This window comes from Streptomyces sp. NBC_01006, from assembly GCF_045162725.1.
Classification (GTDB): Bacteria; Actinomycetota; Actinomycetes; order Streptomycetales; family Streptomycetaceae; genus Streptomyces.
This window is the reverse complement of record NZ_CP108700.1, coordinates 1,516,542-1,537,844: the sequence shown is the minus strand read 5'-3', so window position 1 is coordinate 1,537,844 and position 21,303 is coordinate 1,516,542. Positions and strand designations below refer to the sequence as shown.

Sequence of the window (21,303 nt, the reverse complement as noted above, 5' to 3'; positions counted from 1 at the left end):
TTGTCCTTGAGGGTTCTAGTTGCCGACGCGGCGGCGCACGTCCTGGAAGGCGGTGTAGTTGGCGATCAGCTCGATCTGCCCGGGCGGCGCCAGCTGCACGGCCTCGTCGAGGGTCTCGCACACGCGGAAGTCCAGGCCCGCGACCTCCAGGCGGACCGCCAGGTCCAGCTTGCGGTCGCCGATCACGAAGATCGGGTGGCCGGCCAGGCGCGGGTAGTCCACGTCCCAGAGCCAGGAAGTGTCCGTGCCGTCGGCGCCGCGCGCGTTCACCGAGAGGATCACCGGGGTCGGCGGCGGGTCGATCAGCGAAAACGTTTCGAGCCAGCCCGCGGGGTTCTTCGCGAGCAGTAGCCGCAGCTCACGGCCCTGGAAGTTCACCACGTCGTAGCGGCCGGCGACGGCCTGCACCTGGTACATCCGCTCCAGCGCGACCTGCGGCGGCACGCCGAAGACGGCGGCCACGGCGGCCGAGGTGGCGGCGTTCGCCTTGTTGGCGCGGCCGGGCAGCTGGAGGTGGATCGGCCAGGCCGAGCCGTGCGGGTCCAGTACGTGGTCCCCGGACAGCACCCAGCTCGGGGTGGGGCGCCGGAAACCGCACTCGCCGCAGAACCAGTCGTCGCCGGGGCGCTGCATGACGCCACCGCAGGAGGGGCACGACCAGGCGTCGTCCTTCCACTCCTGGCCGGCGGCGACCCACACCACGTTCTGCGAGGACGAGGCCGACCACACGATGAGCGGGTCGTCGCAGTTGGCGACGATGACGGCCTTGGAGCCCTGGAGGCCCTCGCGCCACTTCTCCGCGAGCATGCGGGTCTCGGCGGCGCGGTCCAGCTGGTCGCGGGAGAGGTTCAGCAGGGCGATCACCTTGGGGGTGACGTCCCGGGCCACTCCGGCGAGGTACTTCTCGTCCACCTCGATGACGCCGTACTTGGCGTCCGAGCCGCCCGCGAGGGCGGAGGTGATGCCGGCCGGCATGTTCGCGCCGAGGGCGTTGGAGACGACCGGACCGCTGGCCCGCAGGGCCTCGGCGATCAGCCGGGTCGTCGTGGTCTTGCCGTTCGTCGCGGAGACGAGGACGACGTCGAGATGCTGCGCGAGCGCTCCGAGGAGATCGGGGTCGAGTTTGAGTGCGACCTTGCCACCGATCACCGATCCGCTTCCGCGTCCCGCGGCCCGCGACACCGCCGCCGCGGCCTTGCCCGCCGTCACGGCCAGCTTGGCCCGCGGCGAAAGCGGCTCTGTGTTGCCTGCCATCGTCCCTTGTCCTCCTTGCGTCGGTCGGCCCCAGCCTATCCAGTACCGGCCGGGGCCTTGACCGCGGCGCCCCAGGGCGCCGCGGATCTCCTCATATATTCGCCCGTCGTACCCTTACGGCCATGCGACAGCGCCCCATCCCCGGTACCACCGGCCTCGTCCGCACCATGAGCCTGCTGGGCGACCCGGTGCTCCACTCGGCGTGCGCGGAGGTCACCGCATTCGGCCCGGCCCTCGACCGGCTCATCGAGGACATGTTCGCGACGATGTACGCCGCCGAGGGCGTCGGTCTCGCCGCGAACCAGATCGGCGTCGGGCAGCGGGTGTTCGTGTACGACTGCCCCGACGACGAGGACGTGCGCCACGTCGGGCACATCGTCAACCCGCGTCTGGTGGTGGCCGACGGGGACGAGTTCCGCGGCCCCGAGGGCTGCCTGTCGCTGCCCGGCCTGGAGGCGGGCACGGTCCGCTTCGACCGCGCGGTCGTCGAGGGGGTCACCTCCGACGGCGCGCCCGTACGGATCGAGGGCACGGGGTTCTTCGCCCGCTGCCTCCAGCACGAGTGCGACCACCTCGACGGCACGGTCTACGCGGACCGGGTCACCGGGCTGCGGGCCAGGCGGCTGCGGCGGGCGATCCGCAAGACGCCGTGGGGCGCACGGGCCGCCGGGGCCGCGCAGAACTGAGCGCGGCCGATCCGGCGGGCCCTCGGGCTGCCGGGCCCGTCAGAACCCCGGGCCGTCCACACGGTTGCCGGCCGTGGCCAGCCGGCCCCACAGCAGGTCGGTGAGCCCGGTGACCAACTCCGCGCGGTCGCAGGGGCGTTCGCCGAGCCACCAGTCGCCGGCGGCGTGCATCATGCCGACGATGCCGTGGCCCCAGATGCGGGCCAGGCGCTCGCCGCCGGGGCCGAGGTCCACGCGCTCGCCGATCACGTCGGCGAGCTCCTCGCCGAGCCGGCGCAGCAGCGGGGCCGAGTGCAGGCCCACGTCGAAGCCCCGCTCGGCGGCGTGCGAGTCCTCGGCCGGGTGCATCAGGAACCGGTACACCTGCGGCCGGGCCTCGATGGCCGCGAGATAGGTGTCCAGGGTGGACTCCACGCGGCTGCGGCGCTCGGCCGGGGCGTCCAGCGCGGCCCGCAGCGAGTCGAGCAGGGCGTCGGTGTGCCGGACGGCGAGGGCCTGGTAGAGCCCGGCCTTGTCGCCGAAGTGCCGGTAGAGGATCGGCTTGGTGATGCCGGCCTCCGCCGCGATGGCGTTCATGGACGCCTTGGGGCCGTCCCGGAGGACGACCCGGTCGGCCGCTTCGAGCAGCTCCCGCCTGCGGCGCTCGGCCGCTCCCGGTTCGCCGGCCTGCTGAGTGGTCTCCATGACGTGTTTCTCTCCCCGCCCTTGCGATGGTGCGTGACGCCCACGCAACGTAACACCCCGCACACCCTCGCGATTGAATCGGCTGCACTGTGGACGGCTCTGCTTGACAGTGATTACCCGTCGGTAACAGACTGTGGCCACCGTACGGGTTACCGCTAGTAACGCACTGGTGGACGCACAGCTGGAGGGGAACATGGCGGAGTTCACCATGGAGCTCAATGACGACCAGAAGCAGGTACGCGACTGGATCCACGGCTTCGCGGCCGAAGTGATCCGGCCCGCCGCCGCGGAATGGGACGAGCGCGAAGAGACTCCGTGGCCCGTCATCCAGGAGGCCGCGAAGGTAGGCATCTACTCGCTCGACTTCTACGCCCAGCAGTTCTTCGACCCTACCGGCCTCGGCATCCCGGTGGCCATGGAGGAGCTGTTCTGGGGTGACGCGGGCATCGCCCTGTCGATCGTGGGCACCGGGCTCGCCGCCATCGGCGTCGTCGCCAACGGCACCGAGGAGCAGATCGGGACCTGGATCCCGCAGATGTACGGCACGCCCGACGACGTGAAGGTCGCCGCCTTCTGCTCCTCCGAGCCGGACGCCGGATCCGACGTCGGCTCGATGCGGACCCGCGCCGTCTACGACCAGGCCAAGGACGAGTGGGTGCTGAACGGCACCAAGACCTGGGCGACCAACGGCGGCATCGCCAACGTCCACATCGTCGTCGCCGTCGTCGACCCCGAGCTCGGCACCAAGGGCCACGCCTCCTTCATCGTGCCGCCGAACACCCCGGGCCTGTCCCAGGGCCAGAAGTTCAAGAAGCACGGCATCCGCGCCTCGCACACCGCCGAGGTGGTCCTGGAGGACGTCCGCGTCCCCGGCTCCTGCCTGCTCGGCGGCAAGGAGAAGCTGGACGAGCGGCTCGCGCGGGCCCACGAGCGGGCCAGGGCCGGCGGTGGCGGCGAGCGCGTGAAGAACGCCGCCATGGCCACCTTCGAGGCCTCGCGCCCGGCGGTCGGCGCCATGGCCGTCGGCACGGCGCGCGCGGCGTACGAGGTGGCCCTCGACTACGCCAAGACCCGTACGCAGTTCGGCCGCCCGATCATCGACAACCAGGGCGTGGCCTTCCAGCTCGCCGACATGAGGACCTCCATCGACGCGGCCCGGCTGCTCGTGTGGCGGGCCTCCTGGATGGCGGTCGCGGGCAAGCCCTTCACCTCGGCGGAGGGGTCCATGTCGAAGCTGTTCGCGAGCGAGGTCGCCAAGAAGGTCACCGCCCAGGCGGTCCAGATCCTCGGTGGCAACGGCTTCACCCGCGAGTACCCGGTGGAGCGCATGCACCGCGACAGCGCGATCTACACGATCTTCGAGGGCACCAGCGAGATCCAGCGGCTGGTGATCGCCCGCACGATCTCGCAGATGCCGATCCGCTAGCCGCTCGCGCGCCGTGCCTCACGCGTGAGTCCGTCAGTGCACGGGCGTGAGGCACAGCGAGTGGGCGCCCTCGACCCACTTGTCGGGGACGCTGATCAGGTCGCCGTCGGCGCAGTCCGCGCCGCCGGTGCCCCGCTCCTTGGTGACCAGGTACTTGGCCAGCGGGGAACCGCAGGCTTCCGGCACCAGCTTCTCGTTGCGCAGCTTGTCCGCATCGCGCACGCACGTCCCGATGGCCGGGCCGGTCGGCAGCTCGTCGCCCCCAGCCATCAGGCCCAGCAGCACGAGCACGGGGGGCGCGAAGGCGAGGAGCACGAGCGGCACCAGGAAGAGCAGCGCCGACGGCCGGCGCCACAGCGGCTTGCCGGGGTTCAGGGAGGGCACGATGGCGCCCGCCGGGGGAGCGAGCTTGAGGAAGCGCGCCCGCGCGCCGAGGTTCATCAGCAGGGTGACGGGCGTGATGAACACCGACAGCGGGCCCCACCAGCCCTGCCACAGCGTGTCCGCGGACATCTTGCGGTAGGTGGCGAGCCCGCAGTCGCGGCAGAACGGCCCCTCCTGGCGCAGGAACCGCATCAGGACGAGCATGCCCTGGTGCCCGCGCACGGTGGCCTGCACCGCCGGCTGGGCCCCGCACACCCGGCAGCCGTACGGGGCCTGCACCCCCGGCTGGAGGCCGTACGGGACCGCCTGCGGCGGCACGCCGTACGGGTAGGGGCTGCCCTGCGGGGCGTACGGGTGGTAGGGGCCGGCGCCGTGCTGCGGTGGCGGAGTGGCCACGGATGTCTCCTCGGGTCTCGCGGCGACCACCGGGCGGTCGGTGATCACCGGCACCCTAGCCCGCGTCTCGATGTCCGCGGCAGCCGGCCAACGGGCCCGCGCCGAACGTGATCCCGGCCACTCCCGTACGCGCCGCGAACACCGCCGAGGCCCCCGTGGCCGCCCCCTCCAAGGGGCGTCGGGTGAACGATCCGAATACCGGGCATGAGCGCATGGTGAGCGGGCATACACACCCTGAACTGGACCACGAATATGGGTTCCGTCCGGGGGCGGCGATCAGCAATACTCACCGCCACCGTGGATCGCGGATTCGACCGGGTGACCACCGGCCCTCCCGCCCCACACTGCGAGGAGGTGCGCCATGTGCTCCCACCAGCCCCCCTGCCCGTCCGCCGACAGCGCCGATCACGACGCCGCCCGCACCGTGGCCTTCCGCCCCGAACAGGGCTGGAGCCTGCTCTGCAACGGCCTGGTGGTCTTCGACGACACCGGTGAGCTGCTCCCCGACGGCCGCGCGGTGGAACCCCGCCGCCCGGCCCTGGTCTGAGCTAGGAGGCCGCATGCGCCAGCAGCTGATCCGCAAGCCCGTCCCCAAGCCCGCACCACGAGACCTGGACCTGCGCACACCGTCGGGCAGACCCCTCCCGTACTGACGGGAGCCCCGACGTTACGCGGCCCCACCGGCTGGAGTTCAGCTGGTGGACGCCGCGGTTCCGCCCAGGAACGCGGCCTCGTAGGCCTCGTCGCCGATCGCCGCGCGGGCCTGCCGTTCGCCCCGGTCCCGCAAGGCCGTCAGCGAGGGTGAGCCCATCTGCGGCCGGCCGACCGTGCGCCACCAGGCGTGCCCGGTGCCCAGCAGCCGCGCCGCGAGTTCCCCGTCGCCCAGCGCCGCCACCGCCGCCGCGAGCACGTCCAGGCCCAGCGCGATGCCGAACCGGTCGCCCAGCAGCCGCTTCCCGGAGAGCATCGCCCGTACGTGGCGTGCCGCCTCCCCGTAGTGACCGAGCCCGAGCGCCGCGACCGCCAGCACGTAGTCCGCGTACGCCCGCAGCCAGCGCTCGCCCAGCTCCGCGCAGGCCTCGCGCAGCTCCCGGGCCTCCTCCGCGGCCTCCTCGAAGCGCTGCAGGTCGCACAGGGCGTAGCCGGTGGCCAGCCGGCACAGCAGCCAGCCCGGGCCGCTCGTACGGCCGCCGTGGCCGGCCCGCGCCCGGGGCCCGGCCAGCTCCAGCGCCCGTACGGGGTCCCCGGGCATCAGGACCGACACCCCGTGCAGATACGCCGCGCGCAGCTCCGGCTCGGGATCCGCCAGCCGGGCCGCCGTGCGGGTGCACTCCGCGCCCAGCTCCCGGGCCGCGTCCATGTCGCCCTGGAGCAGGGCGGTCAGCCCGAGGGCCCACAGGGCCTGGGTGTACGCGGCGCCGGTGCCCGGTGCCGTCCGCAGGGCCCGTTCCAGGAAGCCGCGTCCCTCGTGGACGTGCCCGCACGAGAACCAGAAGAACCACAGGGCCCCGGCCATCTCCAGAGCGGCCGCCGGGTCCGCGCCGAGGAGGTGTTCCAGCGCCGTGCGCAGCTGTGCGTGCTCGGCGGTCATCCTGCGGTACCAGTCCACCTGGTCCGGGCTCATCCAGCCCCGGTCGGCGGCCTGGCAGAGCGCCGCGTACCAGTGGGCGTGCCGGTCGGCGACGGTCTGTACCTCGCCGAGCTCGGTCAGCCAGTCGTGGCCGTACTCGCGGATGGTGTCCAGCATCCGGTAGCGGGCGCCCGCCCCGCGCTCCAGGGTGCGCCGCACGACGGACTTCGCGACCAGGCCCGCGAGCACCCGCTCCACCCGGGAGGCGGGCAGCGGGCCGCCCGAGCACACCGCCCGGGCGGCGGCGGCGTCGAAGTCCCCGGTGAAGACGGACAGCCGGGCCCACAGCAGCCGTTCCACCGGTTCGCACAGCTCGTGGCTCCAGCCGATCGCGGTCCGCATCGTCCGGTGCCGGGGCTGGTGGACGGGCCCGCTGTCGGACAGCACGGCGAAGCGGGTGCCCAGGCGCTGCGCCATCTGCTCCAGGGTCCACACCCGCAGCCGGGCGCCGGCGAGTTCCAGGGCCAGCGGGATCCCGTCGAGGCGGCGGCACACCCCGGCCGCGAGCCGGGCCCGTTCGGGGTCGTCGAAGGCGGCCGCGGCCTCGGGGGTCGAGGCCACGGCCCGGGCGCGGAAGAGGGCGAGGGCGTCGCTCTCGGGGCCGTCGCAGGGCAGCGGGCAGACTTCGACGACCTTCTCGCAGGGGCTGTCGAGGGGCTCCCGGGAGGTGACCAGGACCGTCAGCCCGGGTGCGGACTGCAGGAGTTCACCGACGAGGTGGCGGCACTCGGCCACCATGTGCTCGCAGGTGTCGAGGACGAGGAGCAGTTCCTTGTCGGCCATCCACGCGCACAGCTCCTCGTCGAGGGGGCGGGCGGAGTGGTCGGCCAGGCCGACGGCGTGGGCGACGGTCATGGTGAGCAGGCCGGGGTCGCGCAGGGGTGAGAGCTCCACCCACCAGACCCCGTCGGGCCGGGCCTGTTCGGGATCGTTGACGGCCCGCAGGGCGAGGCGGGACTTGCCGACGCCGCCCACCCCGGTGAGGGTGGTCAGCCTGCGGGAGCGCAACAGGAAGTGCAGCTCGGCGAGTTCGCTCTCCCGCCCGATGAACCCCGTCGGGCCGGGCGGCAGATTTCCCGGCGGGGCGCAGGGAGCCGGCTCGGGATCGCCGTCGGGCTCCGCGGAATCCGGCCGTTTTCTGTTGAACGCGTACTCACCGAACACGGGTGTATTGTGCGCGATCTTCTTGCCCGTTCGTGCCGTTCCGTTCGGATTGCCGTCACCTTGCCGGGAGACGGGCCGTGCGCCTCATGCCACGAGTACGATGCTCCGCTCCGCGGAGAAGGCTCCCCAGTTGCCGTCGGGCAGCCGGGCGCGCAGCTTGAGGGTCCACCGGGTGCCGGCCGGCTCGGTCACCGTGATCCGGTGCTCCACCCCGGATGCTCCGGAGGCGGGTGCGGCGCCGGAGCCGAACTGGATGACGGTGACGGGCCGTCCGTTGACGTGGAGTTCGTACTCGGCGGTCGGGCGGCCGGTGTCCGGGGCGGTCCAGGTCAGCGTGACGACGCCGGGGGAGGCGGTCGCGGTGAACTCGGCGGGCGCGGTGCCCGGGCCCTGCCCGGCGGAGGGCGGGGTGGTCACGTCCACCGCCGGACCGTCGGGGGAGGAGTTGTCCGCGCCGTCGCGGGCCCGGACGGTGAAGGTGTAGACGGTGTCCGGCTGGAGGCCGGTCAGGGTGGTGCCGGTCTCTCCGGGGCCTGCCGTGTGGATCCGTATGCCGCCCTGGTAGACGTCGTACGCGGTCACGCCGGTGTCGTCGCTCGCCGCGGCCCAGGACAGCGTGGCGGACCGGGGCCCGTCGGCCCGGCCCGTGGTGCGGGCGGGGGCGGTGGGAGGCTGGCGGTCCTCGGCCTTGGCGGGCGGGGTGGTGGCTTCGGCGGAGGCGCTCGGGGCGGAGGTGTTCCCTGCGGCGTCCCGGGCCCGGACCGTGAAGGCGTAGCCGGTCTGCGGGGTGAGGCCGGTGATGTCCACCATCGTCTTGTCGGCCGGGAGTTCGCGCACCAGCCGGCCCGCCTGGAAGACCTGGTAGTTGGTCACCGCGTCGGCCGGGGCCGCCGCCTGCCACATCACGTGCACGGAGGTGGCGCTGCCGGCCTGCGCGGTGATCCCGGCGGGGGCCGCGGGGGGCGTGGTGTCGGCGGCGGTGCAGGCGGCGAGCCCGGTAGCGAGCCCGGTGGCGGCCAGGCAGAGGGCGAGCAGGGGGGCGGTGCGTCGCACGGTGGGCCTTCCTCGGCTTCCGCTTCCTCGTAAAGGTCTAGACATATATGGCATGGCTGCGGGCGGTGCGGCAAGACCCGCGCGCGGCGCTCTCTCCCCGTCGGCCGATGCCGACGAGATCGTCCCCGAGTTGGCCGCGCGTGTCGGCCTCGGCGAGGATCTGCTCGCCCGGCGCCCCCACGAGGTCAGCGGCGGCCGGCTGCAACGCGCCTGCCTGGCCCGCGCCTTGGTACTGCGCCCGCCCGGCCGGTCTGCGACGAGATGACCGCGATGCTGGACGCCTCCACCACGGCCGCCCTGGTGGGGGTGGCCGAGGAGTACCGCGCCGACACGGGGGCCGGGCCGCCGGCGGTCGGCCACGATCCGGTCCCGCTCGCCCGCCGGTGCGACCGTACGACCCATTGGGACGGGATCGTCAAGCACTGATCGCCCGTCACGGACGGTCAACACCCGTACGGCGGACACGGGTTTCGCCCGAAGGCACCCCCTCCTGCGCCACGATGGCGCCGCCTAAGGAGGTATCGATGGTTATTTCGCTCTCCGTGGTCGTGCTGCTCCTCGTCCTCGCGTGGATCTTCATGCGCAGCGGCGGCCTCAAGTTCTCCCACGCCCTCGTCTGCGTACTGCTCGGCTTCTACCTCGCGAGCAGCAGCATGGCGGCGACCATCCACGACGGTCTGACGGCCACGGCCCAGGTGGTCTCCGGTCTGCGCCCGTAAGCCGGCCGGTCCGCGGCGAATTGATCAACTGTTGCGCCTTCATGAATCATCCGGCTCCTCCATGGACTCCTCAGGCCGTGCGATCTAGCGTCTGGCGGCGGCGCGACGTCATACGAACTGTCAACAACGGAAGAGAACGGAGGAAGCCCGGATGTTCCGAAGAGCGCTGAACTGCGCCGTGGTCCCCGCCCTCATCGTGTTCACCGCGATGTACGGGATCTCCCCGGCGCAGGCCGCGGAGATACCCCAGGCCCCCGGCCACCGCCTGGTCAGCCACTACGACGGCGCCCCCGCGGCTGCCGTGCCGCTGCCCGGCGACGCCCCGCCCCAGCACCCCTTCCTCGCGCCCAACGGCCGCAGCGGCATGCACTCCGACGCCGGGGGCAGCGCCACCTCCCCCTGGTCCGGGCCGCTCGGCCGGAACCCGCAGGTGAGCAGCGAGAAGATCGCCGCCCTCGGCGGCGAATGCGCCACCGCGACCTTCGACTCGGGAGGCCGGCTGGTCACGGTGTGCGGCACCTTCACCGGCTTCAAGGTCAAGCTCCTCGATCCCCGTACGCTGGCCACGCTCGCGGAACACCAGCTCCCGCAGCGTTCCTCGATGGTCGAGGCGATCACCTCCCTCGACTTCTCGAAGATCTTCAAGGACACCTCGGGCGGCGCCTACTTCTACCTGGACGACCAGGACCGGGCCGTGCTGGCCGACTCCCGCCAGCACATCCTGCGCCTCTCGCACGCACAGCAGCCGGACGGCAGCTGGACGTTCGCCGTCGACGACGACTGGGACCTCACCGGCCAGGTCCCGCACGACTGCGTCACCTGGACCAACCTGCGGCCCAGCGGCACCTGCGACCCCGTCACCTCCGTGATGCCCGACTGGAGCGGCCGCATCTGGTGGGTCACCCGCCAGGGCCGCGTGGGCACCGTGGACCCGGGGACCTCGCAGATCCGCTCGATCAGCCTCCCGGGCGAGGAGATCCAGAACTCCTTCTCGGTCGCCGAGGACGGTGTGTCGATCGTCTCCGACCACGCCCTCTACAGCTTCCGCGCCGCCACCGACGGCACCCCCGAAATGCAGTGGCGCCAGACGTACGACCGCGGTACGGGAACCAAACCCGGCTCCGTGAACCAGGGTTCGGGCACCACCCCGGACCTCTTCGGCGACGGCTACGTCGCCATCACCGACAACGCCGACGACCGGATGAACGTCCTGGTCTACCGGCGGGGCACTGACGTACCCGCCGACCGGCGGCTGGTCTGCAAGGTCCCGGTGTTCGGCAGCGGTGCCTCGACCACCGACAACTCCCTTATCACCTGGGGCAACAGCATCGTCGTCGAGAACAACTACGGCTACGAGAACCTCACCAGCCTGCTGCTCGGCAAGTCCGTCGTCGGCGGGGCGAGCCGGATCGACGTCCGCGCCGACGGCAGCGGCTGCGACACGGTGTGGCAGAGCTCCGTCCGCTCGCCCTCCGTCGTCCCGAAGCTCTCCACCGCGAACGGGCTGCTGTACTTCTACGAGAAGGAGCCCAACGCCTGGGGGATCGACGCCTGGTACCTGACGGCGGTGGACTTCCGCACCGGAGAGCGCCGCTGGCGGCAGCTGACGGGCACCGGGCCGCTGTACGACAACAACTGGGCGCCGATCACGCTCGGGCCCGACGGCACCGCGTACGTAGGCGTCTTCAACGGCATCGTCGCGGTACGAGACGGCGGCTGACGCCGGGCCGGCCGACGCGCGATCCGCGTCGGCCGGCCCCTCAGTCCTCGGGGCGTCAGGGCTGCTCGGCCCGCTCAGCCTGCTCGGGCTGCCACAGCGGGTGCTCGCGCTCGGCCCAGGCACGGCCTACGGAGCCGGTACGCAGCCCGCGGCGCGCCTCGGGGTCGGCCAGGGCCTTGCCGATGTGCGCGGCGAGCACGACGGCGACGGCGAGGGCCAGCCAGTCGTGGACGAAGGTGGCCGCCGTCCGCTGGACCAGCGGTACGAGCCCGGTCCACCACATGAGCATGCCGGTGCACGCCATCACCAGTACCGCCCCGGCCAGCCAGCCCGCGTACACCTTCTGCCCGGCGTTGAACTTCCCGGCGGGCCGCCTGGTCACCCGGTCGCGCCGCAGGGCGGCCCGCAGCCAGACCCGGTCGTGCGGCCCGAACCGGCCCAGGCGCCGGAGATCGGCGCGGAAGGCGCGTGAGGCGAGCCCCAGCAGGAAGGGCGCGACGAGCAGCAGCCCGGACCAGACGTGCACGGTGACGACGAGGTGGCGCCGGCCGACGAGCTCGGCGAGCGGAGGCAGGTACAGACAGGCTGCCGTGGCGACGCACAGGCCCATCAGCGCGGCGGTGGACCGGTGGATCCACCGCTCGGCGCGGCTGAACCGGTGGATCCGCTCGGTGCGCTGCCGTACCGGATCAGACGGTCGGGGCATCGTCGCGTCCGTTCGACCGGCCGACCCAGGCGTCGACTTCGTACCCGAGGTCCTCCCAGTAGCCGGGTTCCACGTCACGGGTGAGGGTGATGCCGGAGAGCCACTTCGCGGACTTGTAGAAGTACATGGGGGCGACGTACAGCCGGACGGGACCGCCGTGCGAGTGGCTCAGCGGCTTGTCCTGCATCCGCAGCGCCACCATGACGTCGTCCCGGCGGGCCTGGGGGAGGGTCAGCGACTCGGTGTAGGTGCCGTCGAAGCAGCTGAAGCGGATGGCCCGGGCCTCCGGGCGCACCCCGGAGGCATCGAGCAGCCGCGCCAGCGGCACCCCCTCGAACGGGGTGCCGGGAACCCGCCAGCCGGTGACGCACTGGACGTCCCGTACGACGCGGGTCTGCGGTAGCGCTCGGAGCGCGTCGAGGGTGTACGTCATGGGGCGGTCGACGAGGCCGTCGACGGTGAGCCGGTAGTTCTCGGGGCCGCGCTCGGGGACGGAGGAGGCCACCGAGTAGTAGCGGAACCCGCCGCCGTTCGGCAGCAGGCCGGTGAGGCCGGTGGGGTCCTTGGCCGAGGCCGCGCCGAGGAAGGCGTCGAAGCCGTCCTGGAGGTACGGGGCGGTGACCAGCCCGGCGGCGCCGAGTCCGACCATGCCGAGGACCAGGCGGCGCCCGACGGGCGTGCCCTGACCGTCGGGGTCCGGTGGCTGGGGTGCGGGTACGGCTGTGGGTGCTGGGCTCACAGCCCGATTCGACCACCGCGGCCGCGCCCGCGCCAGGCCCGGCGGCGGTCCGTCAGACTTCCGTCACACCTTGCCCGGCGAACAGGCGCACAGGCGAACAGGGGTGCCGGTGGGGTGACCGGTAGGGTGCCCGTTGATCAAATCCGTTCATCGGGCAGTCACACACGGAAGCGGCAACCACGGTATGAGCGCGTCGAGAGCCATCGGACACCCCGGGCCGGGGGCCGTGCCGGGGAGCGGTGCCCGCCTGGCCGCCCTGGACGGCGTCCGGATCGTGGCCGCGCTGGGTGTCCTCTGCTACCACTACCTGGCACTCGACAGTGGTTGGGGAGAACCGGCCGCCACCGTCTTCCCCGTCATGAGCACCTGCGCCGCCTACGGCTGGCTGGGCGTCGAGATCTTCTTCGTCGTCAGCGGGTTCGTCATCTGCATGAGCGCCTGGGGCCGCGGTGTGGGCGAGTTCGCCACTTCCCGCATCGCCCGGCTGTTCCCGGCCTACTGGGCGGCCGTCCTCTTCACGGCCGGCGTCCTGTTCGCCTGGCCGGAGGTGCGCGGGATCAAGGCGTTCAGCGACGTCGTGGTCAACTTGTCGATGCTCCAGGGCGGCATCAAGGTCCCGCACATCGACGACGCGTACTGGACCCTCTTCGTCGAGCTGAAGTTCTACGCGCTGTTCGCGCTGGTCGTCCTGCGCGGCGTCACCTACCGGAACTGCGTGGTCTTCTGCACGGTCTGGACCGTGGCCGGAGTGGTGGCACCCACCGCTGACAGCGGAGTGCTGTCCTTCTTCGCGATCCCGACCTTCTCGCCGTACTTCATCGCGGGAATCGCCTTCCACCTCATGCGCCGCTTCGGGCCCAACGCAGTCCTGTGGGGGATCGCGGGCCTTCAGTTCGTCCTGGCGCAGAGCTACGTCCAGGGCCGGATGATCAGCAATCTGGGGAGCGGCGTCGCCGCGCGGACGCCGGTCTGGCCGGCCCACGTCCTCATCGCCTGCGGGTTCCTCGTCATGGCGGGGATCGCCCTCGGTGCCTTCGACCGCGTCCGGTGGCGCTGGCTGCGGCACGCGGGGGAGGTCACCTACCCGCTGTACCTGATCCACATGATGGCCGGGCTGACGGTCATCCACCACTTCCGCCACGAGGTGCGGCCCGTCCCCCTCGTCCTGGGCGTCACCGCGCTCATGGTGGCGCTCGCCTGGCTCGTGCACCGGCTCATAGAGCGCCCCTTGGGGCGCCGGCTGCGCACCGGAATGCGCCGCGCCGTGCACGACATCCGCCGGCACACCGCGCACCCGGAACCGGTCCCCGCGGTCCCGGCCCAGCCGCCGGCGCCCGAGGCGGAGCGCGTCCGCACGCCCCGTCGCTGAACCGGCGGCCCGAATCCCGCGGCGGCGCTACGCCTTCCAGAAGAAGACGGCCGTCATCCGCTTCTCCTCCAGGGTCTGGCCCCAGTAGCCGGTGGCGCTGTGGATCAGGTTCGCGGAGTAGAGCAGCAGCCGGTTGGCGCGATGGGGGACCCGTACGTCCTCGGTGAAGGAATCGGGGGAGACGAAGCGGGTGCCCAGTGCGTCGACCAGGTTGTTGTGCGGTGCGATCACCTGGTTGCCGCCCAGTGCGCCGCCCGGCAGGCTCTGGCGGTAGAAGCTCGTCCCACAGTCCTTCGGCACCTTCGGGTTGAGGTAGAGCACGGCGGCGTAGCGGCACAGGCTGCGCGAGTCGGTGTGCGGGCGCGGCTCGCACTCGCCCTCGCCGACGACCTGGACGCAGTTGTGGTTGAACGTTCCGCCGCCCGCTGGTCGTTCGGCCCAGATCTTCGGCGCGCCGGTGCACTTGCGCACCAGCCGCTCCACCAGGGCCAGTTCATCGGGCTCCAGACCCGGCATCGCGCGCAGCCCCGGCCAGCTCTCGGGCTTGTGCGGATAGCCCTCGGTCCAGTCGTCCTTGGCCAGGCAGCGATCCCGTACGGCGTCCGGGTCGGGCAGTACGTCATCCAGTACCCAGTAGTCGCGCCCACGGGTCGGCTTGCGGTACGGGAGGACCGGGAGGGGGGGAGGTAGGGGCATGCAGGGACGGTAGCCACCGGGCCCGGTGCCGCTCGCTCCGGAAGGAGTCAACGTTCCGTCAAGTGTTCGCCATGGGTGGGGAGATCGCCGGGACACGCCTGCGGGCGCCCGCCACCGGGCGGACCGGGTGGTTCACTGGCGGCATGCCGCTCGAAAACTACGGAGTGCTGTCCGGAACCCTGCACCGCCACTTCCGTGACCGGCTCGACGACCAGGGCCGCTGGTTCCACGTCCACCTGGAGGTCGACGCGCCCGCCGGCCGCTACGAATGCGCCGTCGACGTGGACAGCAAGCACTCCACGATCGGGGTCCAGTGGAAGGTCTTCACCCTCCACGCCTCGGTGCTCGACCCCGTCGCCTCGCCGTCACCCGGCTACCACGACCTCGCCCGGACCTCCGGATCGGGCGCGCTCGACTACCTCCGGCACCCGGCGCTCGCGGACCGGCCCGGCTGTCTGCTCGGCGGCCACCCGCCGCAGTGGTTCCAGCGGATCCTGGACCGGTTCAACCCGCCCCGCCCCTGGATCTCGGGCTCGTACCTGGAGGCCTCGCAGGCGCTGGAGCCGATCCTCGTCGTGGGCCGGCCGGTCCTGGTCTTCGGCGAACCCTTCGACGAGGGGCTCGGCATGCACAACATCCACCAGAACCAGGGTGACCCCTACGGCAGCCAGTGGTGGCCGGACAACGGCATCTGGCAGGACGGGGCCACGCTCACCCGGCGCCCGGACGGCCTCTTCGACGTGTTCGTCTCCAGGTTCTCCACGCAGCGGGAACCCACCGACGCCGACGGTCATCCGGTCTCCTCGGCGACGCACACCCCTCAGTGAGCCGCGCGGCAGGCCCCGCTCGCGTCCTTCGCGGAGATGCCGACCGCCTGGAGGCTCGCGGCGCAGCTGGTCTGGTTGCCGATCTGGCCCTCGTAGCACGCCTGCCCCACGCCGTCCGTGACCTGCTTGCCGTGTTGTACGAGGTACTGCTCGCACTCCTGGATGCTGGTGGGGGCGGCGGTGGCGGCCGGGGCGGCGAAGAGGGCACCCCCGGCGGCGAGGACGAAGCCGGCGAGGACGCTGGTGATACGGGCCGACGGACGCATGCGGATGCACCTGCTCTCTCGGTCGGTCACGTGGTCCGCCGGTGCGCCGGACCACGGGCGGAGGCGGCGCGGAGCGGGCACTCCGGGGAGCGACGGGCTCGACGCATCGGTCACCCCCGCCCTTCCGACGCTAGAGCACCGGGCGGCGGGTCGCCACCGCCGCGCAGACCGCTGCCAGCGGCAGCTCCGCGCACACCGCCAGGGCCAGGGCCGTCGCCCGGGCGCCGCCCGGAGCCGAGGTCGTCACGTCGAACCAGGCGTCCACCAGCAGCAGCGCGGCCGTCGCGGCCGCCAAGGGCGCCGCGCGGGGATCGTGGCGCCTGAGCAGCAGACCCGTACCGCTCAGTCCCGCGGCCAGCAGGGCGTCCAGCCCGATCCAGGCGGTGGACCAGTTCGCGACCTCCGCGGTCTGCGGCAGCGTCTTCGCCAGCACCACCATCCACGGCAGCAGTACCACCCCGGCGCCGGTGAGCAGCGTGGCCGACCGGGGCCGGGGCGTGCGGCGGGCCTGGAAGCGCGGGGCGACGAGGGTCATGGCGGTGGAGCTCCTTCCGGCCCCGGTGGTCCGTCCTCCGGGTACGACGATCACTCTGGTCGCGCGGAGGACCGAAATCAGTAGCGGCACCGTCCGAACCGGGGGTGGCACTGGCTACACCCCCGACCGGGTACCAGGGTGATGGAGCGGCGCTGGCCAGTGCGATTACCGTACGGGCATGGGACTTTCCGGGGCGCCGAGGCGTACCACACGCTGGATCGCCGACCACGCGCCCTGGTCGGCGTGGGCCTGGCGCAGCACCGCGTTCACCGCCGCCGCGATCCCGATGGCCCTGCCCGCCGTATCGGTGCTGGTGTTCCTCAAAGCCGCCCCGTTCACGCTGTTCGCGCTGCTGCTCCTGACCCCGCTGCTCACCCGGCTCCAGCGCAGCCGGTTCCGGGAGCTGCTGGAGCGGGAGATTCCGGCCGTCGCGTACGGACACCGGCCGCTGCGTCCGCGGGCGTTGCTCGAACGGCTGCGCTCCGAGTCGACCTGGCGGCAGTACGGGTACCACCTGCTGGTCAGCCCGCTCGCGGGGGTGGGCGGGGCGCTGATCGTCCTCGCCTGGGCGTGCGGGTTCGCCGGGGCCACCGTGTACGGATGGTCGTGGCTGCTACCCGCCGAGGAGGCGTACCCGGGCTGGACCCGGGCCTACGACGCCGCCACCGTGCTCGGCGCTCTGCTGCTGCTCGCCACTCCGTGGCTGGCCGCCGCCCTGGCCCGGCTCGACGCGTTCGCCGCGGCTTCCCTCCTCGGACCCAACCGGGCCAAGGAGCTGGAACGCCGCGTCGAGGACCTCGCCGAGAGCCGGGCCGACGTCCTCGACGCCGCCGACCTCGAACGCCGCAGGATCGAACGGGACTTGCACGACGGCGCCCAGCAGCGCCTGGTCGCCCTCGCGATGAACCTCGGCATCGCCCGGGCCACGCTCACCGATCTGCCGCCCGAGGCGAAGGCCGTGATCGACGAGGCCCACCGGGAGGCCAAGGAGGCCATCGAGGAGCTCAACAGCCTCGTACGCGGCCTGCATCCGGCGGTCCTGGAGGACCGCGGACTCGACGCGGCCCTCTCCGGGATCGCGGCGCGGGCGCCCCTGCCCGTCGAACTGACCGTGGAGCTGGCGCACCGGCCCGGCCCCACCGTCGAGGCCGTCGCCTACTTCGTCGTCTCCGAAGCCCTTGCCAACGTGGCCAAGCACGCCAAGGCCTCGCGCTGCCGCGTGGAGGCCCGCCGGGACGCCGACCTGCTGCGCATCACCGTCACCGACGACGGGGTGGGCGGCGCGGACCCGGCCCGCGGGACCGGGCTGGTGGGCCTGCGCAAACGCGTAGGGTCGGTCGACGGAACCATCCTGATCAACAGCCCCCTCGGGGGCCCGACCGTCGTGACTGTGGAGCTGCCGTGCGGGCTGTGATCGCCGAGGACTCGGTCCTGCTGCGAATAGGGCTGGTCAAGGTCCTCGAAATGGCCGGGTTCGAGGTGGCCGCCGAGACGGGGGACGCCGAGGGACTGCTCGCCGCCGTGGCCGCGCACGAGCCCGACCTCGCCCTGGTCGACGTCCGCATGCCGCCCGGCTTCACCGACGAGGGCGTACGCGCCGCCCTGATGGTCCGTCAACAGTGGCCCGGGACCTCGGTCCTGCTGCTGTCGCAGTACGTGGAAGAGCGCTACGCCGCCGACCTGCTGGCCGGTCGGGCAGGGGGCATCGGGTACCTGCTCAAGCAGCGGGTCGCCGACGTCGAGGAGTTCATCGACGCCGTCAGGCGGGTCGCGGCCGGCGGCACCGCCCTCGACCCGCAGGTCGTCTCGCAGCTGCTGCTGCGCCGCGGCGGGGGCCTCGACCCGCTGGAGCGGCTCACCCCGCGCGAGCGGGAGGTGCTCGCGCTGATGGCCGAGGGACGTTCCAACGCGGGGATCGCGGTGCAGCTCGTCGTCAGCGAGAGCGCGGTCGCCAAGCACATCAACAACATCCTCGCCAAGCTGGACCTGCCGCAGGCCGACGGCGACCACCGGCGGGTCCTCGCGGTCCTGCGCTTCCTGGACGGCACCTCGTGAGCGGGGGCGGACGCCCGGGCGGGTCGCGTCCCCGGCGCACGGCGTGGATCGCGGCCGCGGCCCTGAGCGCCGTGTCGGTCGTCGCCCCCGCCGCCTGGCAGGTCTGGTCGTACGCCTCCAGCGAGAGCGGGACGCTGAGCGGCGGCAGCGGCGAACGGCCGGTGTCCGCCGTGGAGATCGACGCGGGCGGTGCCGACGTGCGCCTCACCCCCCGCTCCGACGGGCAGGTGGTCTACCGGGCCGAGACGCACTGGTCGGTGGCCGCCCCGAAGATCGAGGAGAGCTGGCTCGGCGACACCCTGAAGCTGACGGCGCACTGCCCCGCGGTCGCGGACCTCGTGACATCGGGCGTCGGCTGCTCGGTCGACCTGGGCGTCACCGTGCCCGCCGGCATCCCGGTGAAGGTGACGGCCGGCTCCGGCACGGTGGTGATCAGCGGGCTGGGCGGCGCCGTCGACGCCGAGGTCGGTGCCGGGACGCTCCGGCTGAGCGCGCTGCGCGGACCGCTGCGGGCGAGCGTGGGCTCGGGCTCGCTCGAAGCCTCGGGGCTCAGCTCGCCGCAGGCCGAGATCCGGGCCGGGGCGGGCTCGGCCGTCGCCCGGTTCGCCGCCCCGCCGGAGCGGGTCACCGCCCGGGCGGGTGCGGGCCGGCTCCGGCTCACCGTGCCCGCGGACACCCGCTTCCGGGTCACGGCCCGTGCCGGGGCGGGCCGTTGTGACGTCGCGCCCGGTATGGACGACCCCGCCGCGCCGGGCCGGCTGGACATTTCGGCGGACGCGGGCCGCGCGGAGGCGGGCTACTGAGGGCCGCGCCCCTGGGAAGTGTGCTGCGGCGGCCACGGCGGGGCGCCGTGGCCGCCGTGGCCGTCAGGCGCGGGGCGGGACCCGGGAGGGGCGGCCGCCGCCGCGGGTGAGGGAGTACCCGAAGATGCCGGCGAGGGCGCCGAGCAGTCCGCCCGCCGCCGTCCAGACCCAGCGGTCGGACCACCGGCCGCCGGACCAGCCGTCGGCCGGCTCGCCGACGGCGGCCGGCTGCGGGGCCGGACTGCCCGAGCCCGCCTGCACGGTCTTGCCTATGCCCGGTACGAGCGGTGCCGCGAGGGCGCCGTCCACCGCGAAGGCGCCTCCCGTGTCGCGGGTGGAGACCTCGACCTCGCCCCGTACCGGAAGACCGAGGTCCTCCTCCGCCACGCCGACGACCGTCAGACGGACGTAGTAGCTGCCGGGCAGCGGGTCGTTGGCCCAGGGCTCCGCACCCGGGCGCACGGTGCGCAGGGTGCAGGACAGCTCGACCGAGGCGGCCTCCTTGGCCGCCGCGGCCTGCTGCGTGCCGTACGTGCACGCCTGGCGGCGGCGCAGCCCGTCGTAGACGTCGAGCTGCCAGGTCGAGGCTCCGTGCCGGTTCGCCGCCGGAGGCAGCTTCACCGTGGCCTTGACCGTGGCCCGCTGCCCCGAGTCCAGCGGGACCGCCCAGTACAGGTAGTCACCGGTGGACGCGTCGGCCGTGGCCCGCTGGCCCGGCTGGATCGCCGTGGCGGTACGGAAGGCCGTGCCCGCCTCGGTCGGCCCGGAGGCCTTGCCGCCCGGGCTCGCACTGGCGCTCGCGCTCGCCGACGGGGTGTCCGCCAGGGCGGCGCCCGCCATGGCGAGCACACCGCCTGCGGCGAGGGCGGCGGCGGTCAGTATGCGTACGGTACGCATCAGTTGGTCCTCCAGACCGAGATACGCCAGCGGGAGATCCAGCCCCACAGCAGACCGGCGACGAGGCCGGCGAGCACCAGCACGCCGAGCAGCCACCAGCCGCGGCCGAGACCGAACGCCGCCGCGTCGGACGCGCCGTCGGGCCCGTCGACCACGTCGATGGTGAGCTCGACGGGCAGGCCCGGCGTGGTCTTGACCGAGGCGGGCGCCGAGAAGGAGTTGCTGACCTGCAGGCAGACGGTCTCCACCGCCGGCTTGCCGTCACCGTCCTTCTCCGCGTCGGGGTCGTCGAGTTCGGCCTTCGGGTAGCGCAGACCGGTCGAGATCATGTCGGTACGTCCGTCGCCCGCCTCCGAGCCGCGGACGATCTCCCGTCCGTGCACGGTCGTCGCGCGCAGCATGACCCCGTAGTCGTTGCTGACGGCGCGGTCGGCGGCGATGCTCACCGAAGCGCGCAGCTCCTGGCCGGGTTTGACGTCCACCCGGTACCAGCGGTGCTCGCCGAACGTCTCGCGGTCGGTGTACAGGCCCGCCCCGAGCTGCGGCGCGCCGGCGCACTGCTTGGCGCCCTCGGTGGCCACCGGGGTGACGACCGGGGTCGCCGCCCGGTCCACCAACTGCTTGACGCGGCCTGAGAGTTCGGCGGTGTGCTGCACCGAGGTGTAGGTGCCGCCGGTGGCCTCGGCGATGCAGATCAGCTGGTTGCGCGTCTTGGCGTCGGGGACGAGCCCGAGCGTGTCGATGACGAGGTGGATGCCCTGGGCCGCGATGTCACGGGCCACCTCGCACGGGTCGAGCGGGGCACAGGTGTCCTCGCCGTCGGTGATGAGCACGATCCGCCGGGTGGCGTCACCGCCCTTGAGGTCTTCGGCCGCGCCCAGCAGGGCGGGCCCGATCGGCGTCCAGCCGGTGGGGGCCAGGGTGGCCACCGCCGTCTTCGCCTCGGTCCGGTCGAGCTTGCCGACCGGGTAGAGCTGCTTGGTGTCCTTGCAGCCGAGCTGCCGGTCGTCACCGGGATAGGTGGCCCCCAGGGTCCGTATCCCGAGCCGTACCTCGTCCGGCGTGGCGTCCAGTACCTCGTTGAACGCCTGCTTCGCCGCGGCCATCCGGGACTTGCCGTCGATGTCGGTCGCCCGCATCGAGCCGCTGACGTCGAGGACCAGCTCGACCTTGGGGGACTCCTTCGCCACCGGTTCACCGGCGGCGGCATTCGCCGGGAAGAGCCCGACCGCCAGAGTGGCCAACAGGCCGCAGGCCCCGGCCGCCACCCATTTTCTTGTGATCATCGCCGGAT

At 72.9% G+C, this 21,303-nt stretch carries 22 protein-coding genes and 1 pseudogene; 11 read left to right on the top strand and 12 right to left on the bottom strand.

Annotated elements, in window-relative coordinates; all coding sequences use genetic code 11:
• Positions 1 to 15 precede the first annotated feature (15 nt).
• Positions 16 to 1,254 (bottom strand): MurT ligase domain-containing protein, encoded by a 1,239-nt coding sequence (locus OG509_RS06865; RefSeq protein WP_266669266.1) that lies wholly within the window; start codon positions 1,252 to 1,254, stop codon positions 16 to 18.
• Between the two features lie 122 nt (positions 1,255 to 1,376).
• On the opposite strand from OG509_RS06865, the gene def reads away from it, so the two are divergent.
• Positions 1,377 to 1,940, top strand: a complete 564-nt coding sequence (gene def / locus OG509_RS06860) for a peptide deformylase (RefSeq protein WP_406180955.1) — start codon at positions 1,377 to 1,379, stop codon at positions 1,938 to 1,940.
• 39 nt (positions 1,941 to 1,979) lie between these two features.
• On the opposite strand, the gene OG509_RS06855 is transcribed toward def, so the two are convergent.
• Positions 1,980 to 2,624, bottom strand: a complete 645-nt coding sequence (locus tag OG509_RS06855) for a TetR family transcriptional regulator (RefSeq protein WP_030860645.1) — start codon at positions 2,622 to 2,624, stop codon at positions 1,980 to 1,982.
• 193 nt (positions 2,625 to 2,817) lie between these two features.
• Between OG509_RS06855 and OG509_RS06850 the strand changes: the two genes are divergently transcribed.
• Positions 2,818 to 4,050: an acyl-CoA dehydrogenase family protein gene (locus tag OG509_RS06850; protein ID WP_406187493.1), complete on the top strand. Its 1,233-nt coding sequence runs from the start codon at positions 2,818 to 2,820 to the stop codon at positions 4,048 to 4,050.
• Between the two features lie 33 nt (positions 4,051 to 4,083).
• Here the strand turns inward: OG509_RS06850 and OG509_RS06845 are convergent, their stop codons facing one another.
• Positions 4,084 to 4,830: a hypothetical protein gene (locus tag OG509_RS06845; RefSeq protein WP_406180953.1), complete on the bottom strand. Its 747-nt coding sequence runs from the start codon at positions 4,828 to 4,830 to the stop codon at positions 4,084 to 4,086.
• Positions 4,831 to 5,191: 361 nt separating this feature from the next.
• On the opposite strand from OG509_RS06845, the gene OG509_RS06840 reads away from it, so the two are divergent.
• On the top strand, positions 5,192 to 5,377 hold the full coding sequence (locus OG509_RS06840; protein WP_030158228.1) for a DUF5999 family protein: 186 nt from the start codon (positions 5,192 to 5,194) through the stop codon (positions 5,375 to 5,377).
• Between the two features lie 144 nt (positions 5,378 to 5,521).
• On the opposite strand, the gene OG509_RS06835 is transcribed toward OG509_RS06840, so the two are convergent.
• Both OG509_RS06835 and OG509_RS06830 read right to left on the bottom strand, forming a co-directional pair.
• Entirely contained in the window at positions 5,522 to 7,624 is a 2,103-nt protein-coding gene (locus tag OG509_RS06835) for an ATP-binding protein (protein WP_406180951.1), read from the bottom strand.
• A gap of 84 nt (positions 7,625 to 7,708) precedes the next feature.
• Positions 7,709 to 8,677 carry a fibronectin type III domain-containing protein gene (locus OG509_RS06830; protein ID WP_406180949.1) on the bottom strand — a complete coding sequence of 323 codons (969 nt, stop codon included), beginning with the start codon at positions 8,675 to 8,677 and terminating at the stop codon, positions 7,709 to 7,711.
• A 109-nt stretch (positions 8,678 to 8,786) separates the two neighbouring features.
• Here OG509_RS06830 and OG509_RS06825 point away from each other — a divergent pair.
• The 3 genes and pseudogenes from OG509_RS06825 to OG509_RS06815 all read left to right on the top strand — a co-directional run.
• Positions 8,787 to 9,103: pseudogene (locus OG509_RS06825) on the top strand (ABC transporter ATP-binding protein); the annotation flags it as partial.
• Between the two features lie 98 nt (positions 9,104 to 9,201).
• Positions 9,202 to 9,396 carry a hypothetical protein gene (locus OG509_RS06820; RefSeq protein WP_385586334.1) on the top strand — a complete coding sequence of 65 codons (195 nt, stop codon included), beginning with the start codon at positions 9,202 to 9,204 and terminating at the stop codon, positions 9,394 to 9,396.
• A 151-nt stretch (positions 9,397 to 9,547) separates the two neighbouring features.
• A complete protein-coding gene (locus tag OG509_RS06815) occupies positions 9,548 to 11,116 on the top strand; it encodes a hypothetical protein (protein ID WP_406180947.1) in 1,569 nt (522 codons plus the stop codon).
• 55 nt (positions 11,117 to 11,171) lie between these two features.
• Here the strand turns inward: OG509_RS06815 and OG509_RS06810 are convergent, their stop codons facing one another.
• The gene (locus OG509_RS06810) at positions 11,172 to 11,822 is read right to left on the bottom strand and encodes a cytochrome b/b6 domain-containing protein (protein WP_406180945.1); all 651 of its coding nucleotides are present in this window, start codon (positions 11,820 to 11,822) and stop codon (positions 11,172 to 11,174) included.
• The gene (locus OG509_RS06805) at positions 11,806 to 12,471 is read right to left on the bottom strand and encodes a molybdopterin-dependent oxidoreductase (protein ID WP_406187492.1); all 666 of its coding nucleotides are present in this window, start codon (positions 12,469 to 12,471) and stop codon (positions 11,806 to 11,808) included. The genes OG509_RS06810 and OG509_RS06805 overlap by 17 nt, the downstream gene beginning before the upstream one ends.
• 274 nt (positions 12,472 to 12,745) lie before the next feature.
• Between OG509_RS06805 and OG509_RS06800 the strand changes: the two genes are divergently transcribed.
• Positions 12,746 to 13,930: an acyltransferase family protein gene (locus OG509_RS06800; protein WP_406180943.1), complete on the top strand. Its 1,185-nt coding sequence runs from the start codon at positions 12,746 to 12,748 to the stop codon at positions 13,928 to 13,930.
• A 27-nt stretch (positions 13,931 to 13,957) separates the two neighbouring features.
• Here the strand turns inward: OG509_RS06800 and OG509_RS06795 are convergent, their stop codons facing one another.
• Positions 13,958 to 14,626, bottom strand: a complete 669-nt coding sequence (locus OG509_RS06795) for a DUF6445 family protein (protein WP_406180941.1) — start codon at positions 14,624 to 14,626, stop codon at positions 13,958 to 13,960.
• 143 nt (positions 14,627 to 14,769) lie between these two features.
• On the opposite strand from OG509_RS06795, the gene OG509_RS06790 reads away from it, so the two are divergent.
• Positions 14,770 to 15,453 carry a DUF2278 family protein gene (locus OG509_RS06790; RefSeq protein WP_406180940.1) on the top strand — a complete coding sequence of 228 codons (684 nt, stop codon included), beginning with the start codon at positions 14,770 to 14,772 and terminating at the stop codon, positions 15,451 to 15,453.
• On the opposite strand, the gene OG509_RS06785 is transcribed toward OG509_RS06790, so the two are convergent.
• Both OG509_RS06785 and OG509_RS06780 read right to left on the bottom strand, forming a co-directional pair.
• Positions 15,447 to 15,719, bottom strand: coding sequence for a hypothetical protein (locus OG509_RS06785; protein ID WP_406180938.1), 273 nt, complete (start codon positions 15,717 to 15,719; stop codon positions 15,447 to 15,449). The genes OG509_RS06790 and OG509_RS06785 overlap by 7 nt on opposite strands.
• Positions 15,720 to 15,849: 130 nt before the next feature.
• Complete coding sequence (locus OG509_RS06780) at positions 15,850 to 16,254, bottom strand: LPXTG cell wall anchor domain-containing protein (RefSeq protein ID WP_406180936.1); 405 nt, start codon at positions 16,252 to 16,254, stop codon at positions 15,850 to 15,852.
• 178 nt (positions 16,255 to 16,432) lie between these two features.
• Between OG509_RS06780 and OG509_RS06775 the strand changes: the two genes are divergently transcribed.
• Genes OG509_RS06775 through OG509_RS06765 form a run of 3 tightly spaced genes read left to right on the top strand, consistent with a single transcriptional unit; the run spans position 16,433 to position 19,112 of the window.
• Positions 16,433 to 17,668, top strand: coding sequence for a histidine kinase (locus OG509_RS06775; RefSeq protein ID WP_406180934.1), 1,236 nt, complete (start codon positions 16,433 to 16,435; stop codon positions 17,666 to 17,668).
• Positions 17,656 to 18,309, top strand: coding sequence for a response regulator (locus OG509_RS06770; protein ID WP_406180932.1), 654 nt, complete (start codon positions 17,656 to 17,658; stop codon positions 18,307 to 18,309). The genes OG509_RS06775 and OG509_RS06770 overlap by 13 nt, the downstream gene beginning before the upstream one ends.
• On the top strand, positions 18,306 to 19,112 hold the full coding sequence (locus tag OG509_RS06765) for a hypothetical protein (protein ID WP_406180931.1): 807 nt from the start codon (positions 18,306 to 18,308) through the stop codon (positions 19,110 to 19,112). Before OG509_RS06770 ends, OG509_RS06765 begins: the two co-directional genes overlap by 4 nt.
• A gap of 63 nt (positions 19,113 to 19,175) precedes the next feature.
• Here OG509_RS06765 and OG509_RS06760 read toward each other — a convergent pair whose 3' ends face one another.
• Both OG509_RS06760 and OG509_RS06755 read right to left on the bottom strand, forming a co-directional pair.
• Positions 19,176 to 20,009, bottom strand: a complete 834-nt coding sequence (locus tag OG509_RS06760) for a hypothetical protein (protein WP_406180929.1) — start codon at positions 20,007 to 20,009, stop codon at positions 19,176 to 19,178.
• Positions 20,009 to 21,295 carry a VWA domain-containing protein gene (locus OG509_RS06755; protein WP_406180927.1) on the bottom strand — a complete coding sequence of 429 codons (1,287 nt, stop codon included), beginning with the start codon at positions 21,293 to 21,295 and terminating at the stop codon, positions 20,009 to 20,011. Before OG509_RS06755 ends, OG509_RS06760 begins: the two co-directional genes overlap by 1 nt.
• Positions 21,296 to 21,303 lie beyond the last annotated feature (8 nt).

What these genes read in the sequence shown, in the direction of transcription:
- OG509_RS06840 (WP_030158228.1), top strand. Translation starts at nt 5,192, where the DNA reads ATGTGCTCCCACCAGCCCCCCTGCCCGTCCGCCGACAGCGCCGATCAC.
- def (WP_406180955.1), top strand. Translation starts at nt 1,377, where the DNA reads ATGCGACAGCGCCCCATCCCCGGTACCACCGGCCTCGTCCGCACCATG.
- OG509_RS06790 (WP_406180940.1), top strand. Translation starts at nt 14,770, where the DNA reads ATGCCGCTCGAAAACTACGGAGTGCTGTCCGGAACCCTGCACCGCCAC.
- OG509_RS06810 (WP_406180945.1), bottom strand. Translation starts at nt 11,822, where the DNA reads ATGCCCCGACCGTCTGATCCGGTACGGCAGCGCACCGAGCGGATCCAC.
- OG509_RS06755 (WP_406180927.1), bottom strand. Translation starts at nt 21,295, where the DNA reads ATGATCACAAGAAAATGGGTGGCGGCCGGGGCCTGCGGCCTGTTGGCC.
- OG509_RS06780 (WP_406180936.1), bottom strand. Translation starts at nt 16,254, where the DNA reads ATGACCCTCGTCGCCCCGCGCTTCCAGGCCCGCCGCACGCCCCGGCCC.
- OG509_RS06855 (WP_030860645.1), bottom strand. Translation starts at nt 2,624, where the DNA reads ATGGAGACCACTCAGCAGGCCGGCGAACCGGGAGCGGCCGAGCGCCGC.
- OG509_RS06820 (WP_385586334.1), top strand. Translation starts at nt 9,202, where the DNA reads ATGGTTATTTCGCTCTCCGTGGTCGTGCTGCTCCTCGTCCTCGCGTGG.
- OG509_RS06850 (WP_406187493.1), top strand. Translation starts at nt 2,818, where the DNA reads ATGGCGGAGTTCACCATGGAGCTCAATGACGACCAGAAGCAGGTACGC.
- OG509_RS06795 (WP_406180941.1), bottom strand. Translation starts at nt 14,626, where the DNA reads ATGCCCCTACCTCCCCCCCTCCCGGTCCTCCCGTACCGCAAGCCGACC.
- OG509_RS06760 (WP_406180929.1), bottom strand. Translation starts at nt 20,009, where the DNA reads ATGCGTACCGTACGCATACTGACCGCCGCCGCCCTCGCCGCAGGCGGT.
- OG509_RS06865 (WP_266669266.1), bottom strand. Translation starts at nt 1,254, where the DNA reads ATGGCAGGCAACACAGAGCCGCTTTCGCCGCGGGCCAAGCTGGCCGTG.
- OG509_RS06805 (WP_406187492.1), bottom strand. Translation starts at nt 12,471, where the DNA reads ATGGTCGGACTCGGCGCCGCCGGGCTGGTCACCGCCCCGTACCTCCAG.
- OG509_RS06800 (WP_406180943.1), top strand. Translation starts at nt 12,746, where the DNA reads ATGAGCGCGTCGAGAGCCATCGGACACCCCGGGCCGGGGGCCGTGCCG.
- OG509_RS06785 (WP_406180938.1), bottom strand. Translation starts at nt 15,719, where the DNA reads ATGCGTCCGTCGGCCCGTATCACCAGCGTCCTCGCCGGCTTCGTCCTC.
- OG509_RS06775 (WP_406180934.1), top strand. Translation starts at nt 16,433, where the DNA reads ATGGGACTTTCCGGGGCGCCGAGGCGTACCACACGCTGGATCGCCGAC.
- OG509_RS06815 (WP_406180947.1), top strand. Translation starts at nt 9,548, where the DNA reads ATGTTCCGAAGAGCGCTGAACTGCGCCGTGGTCCCCGCCCTCATCGTG.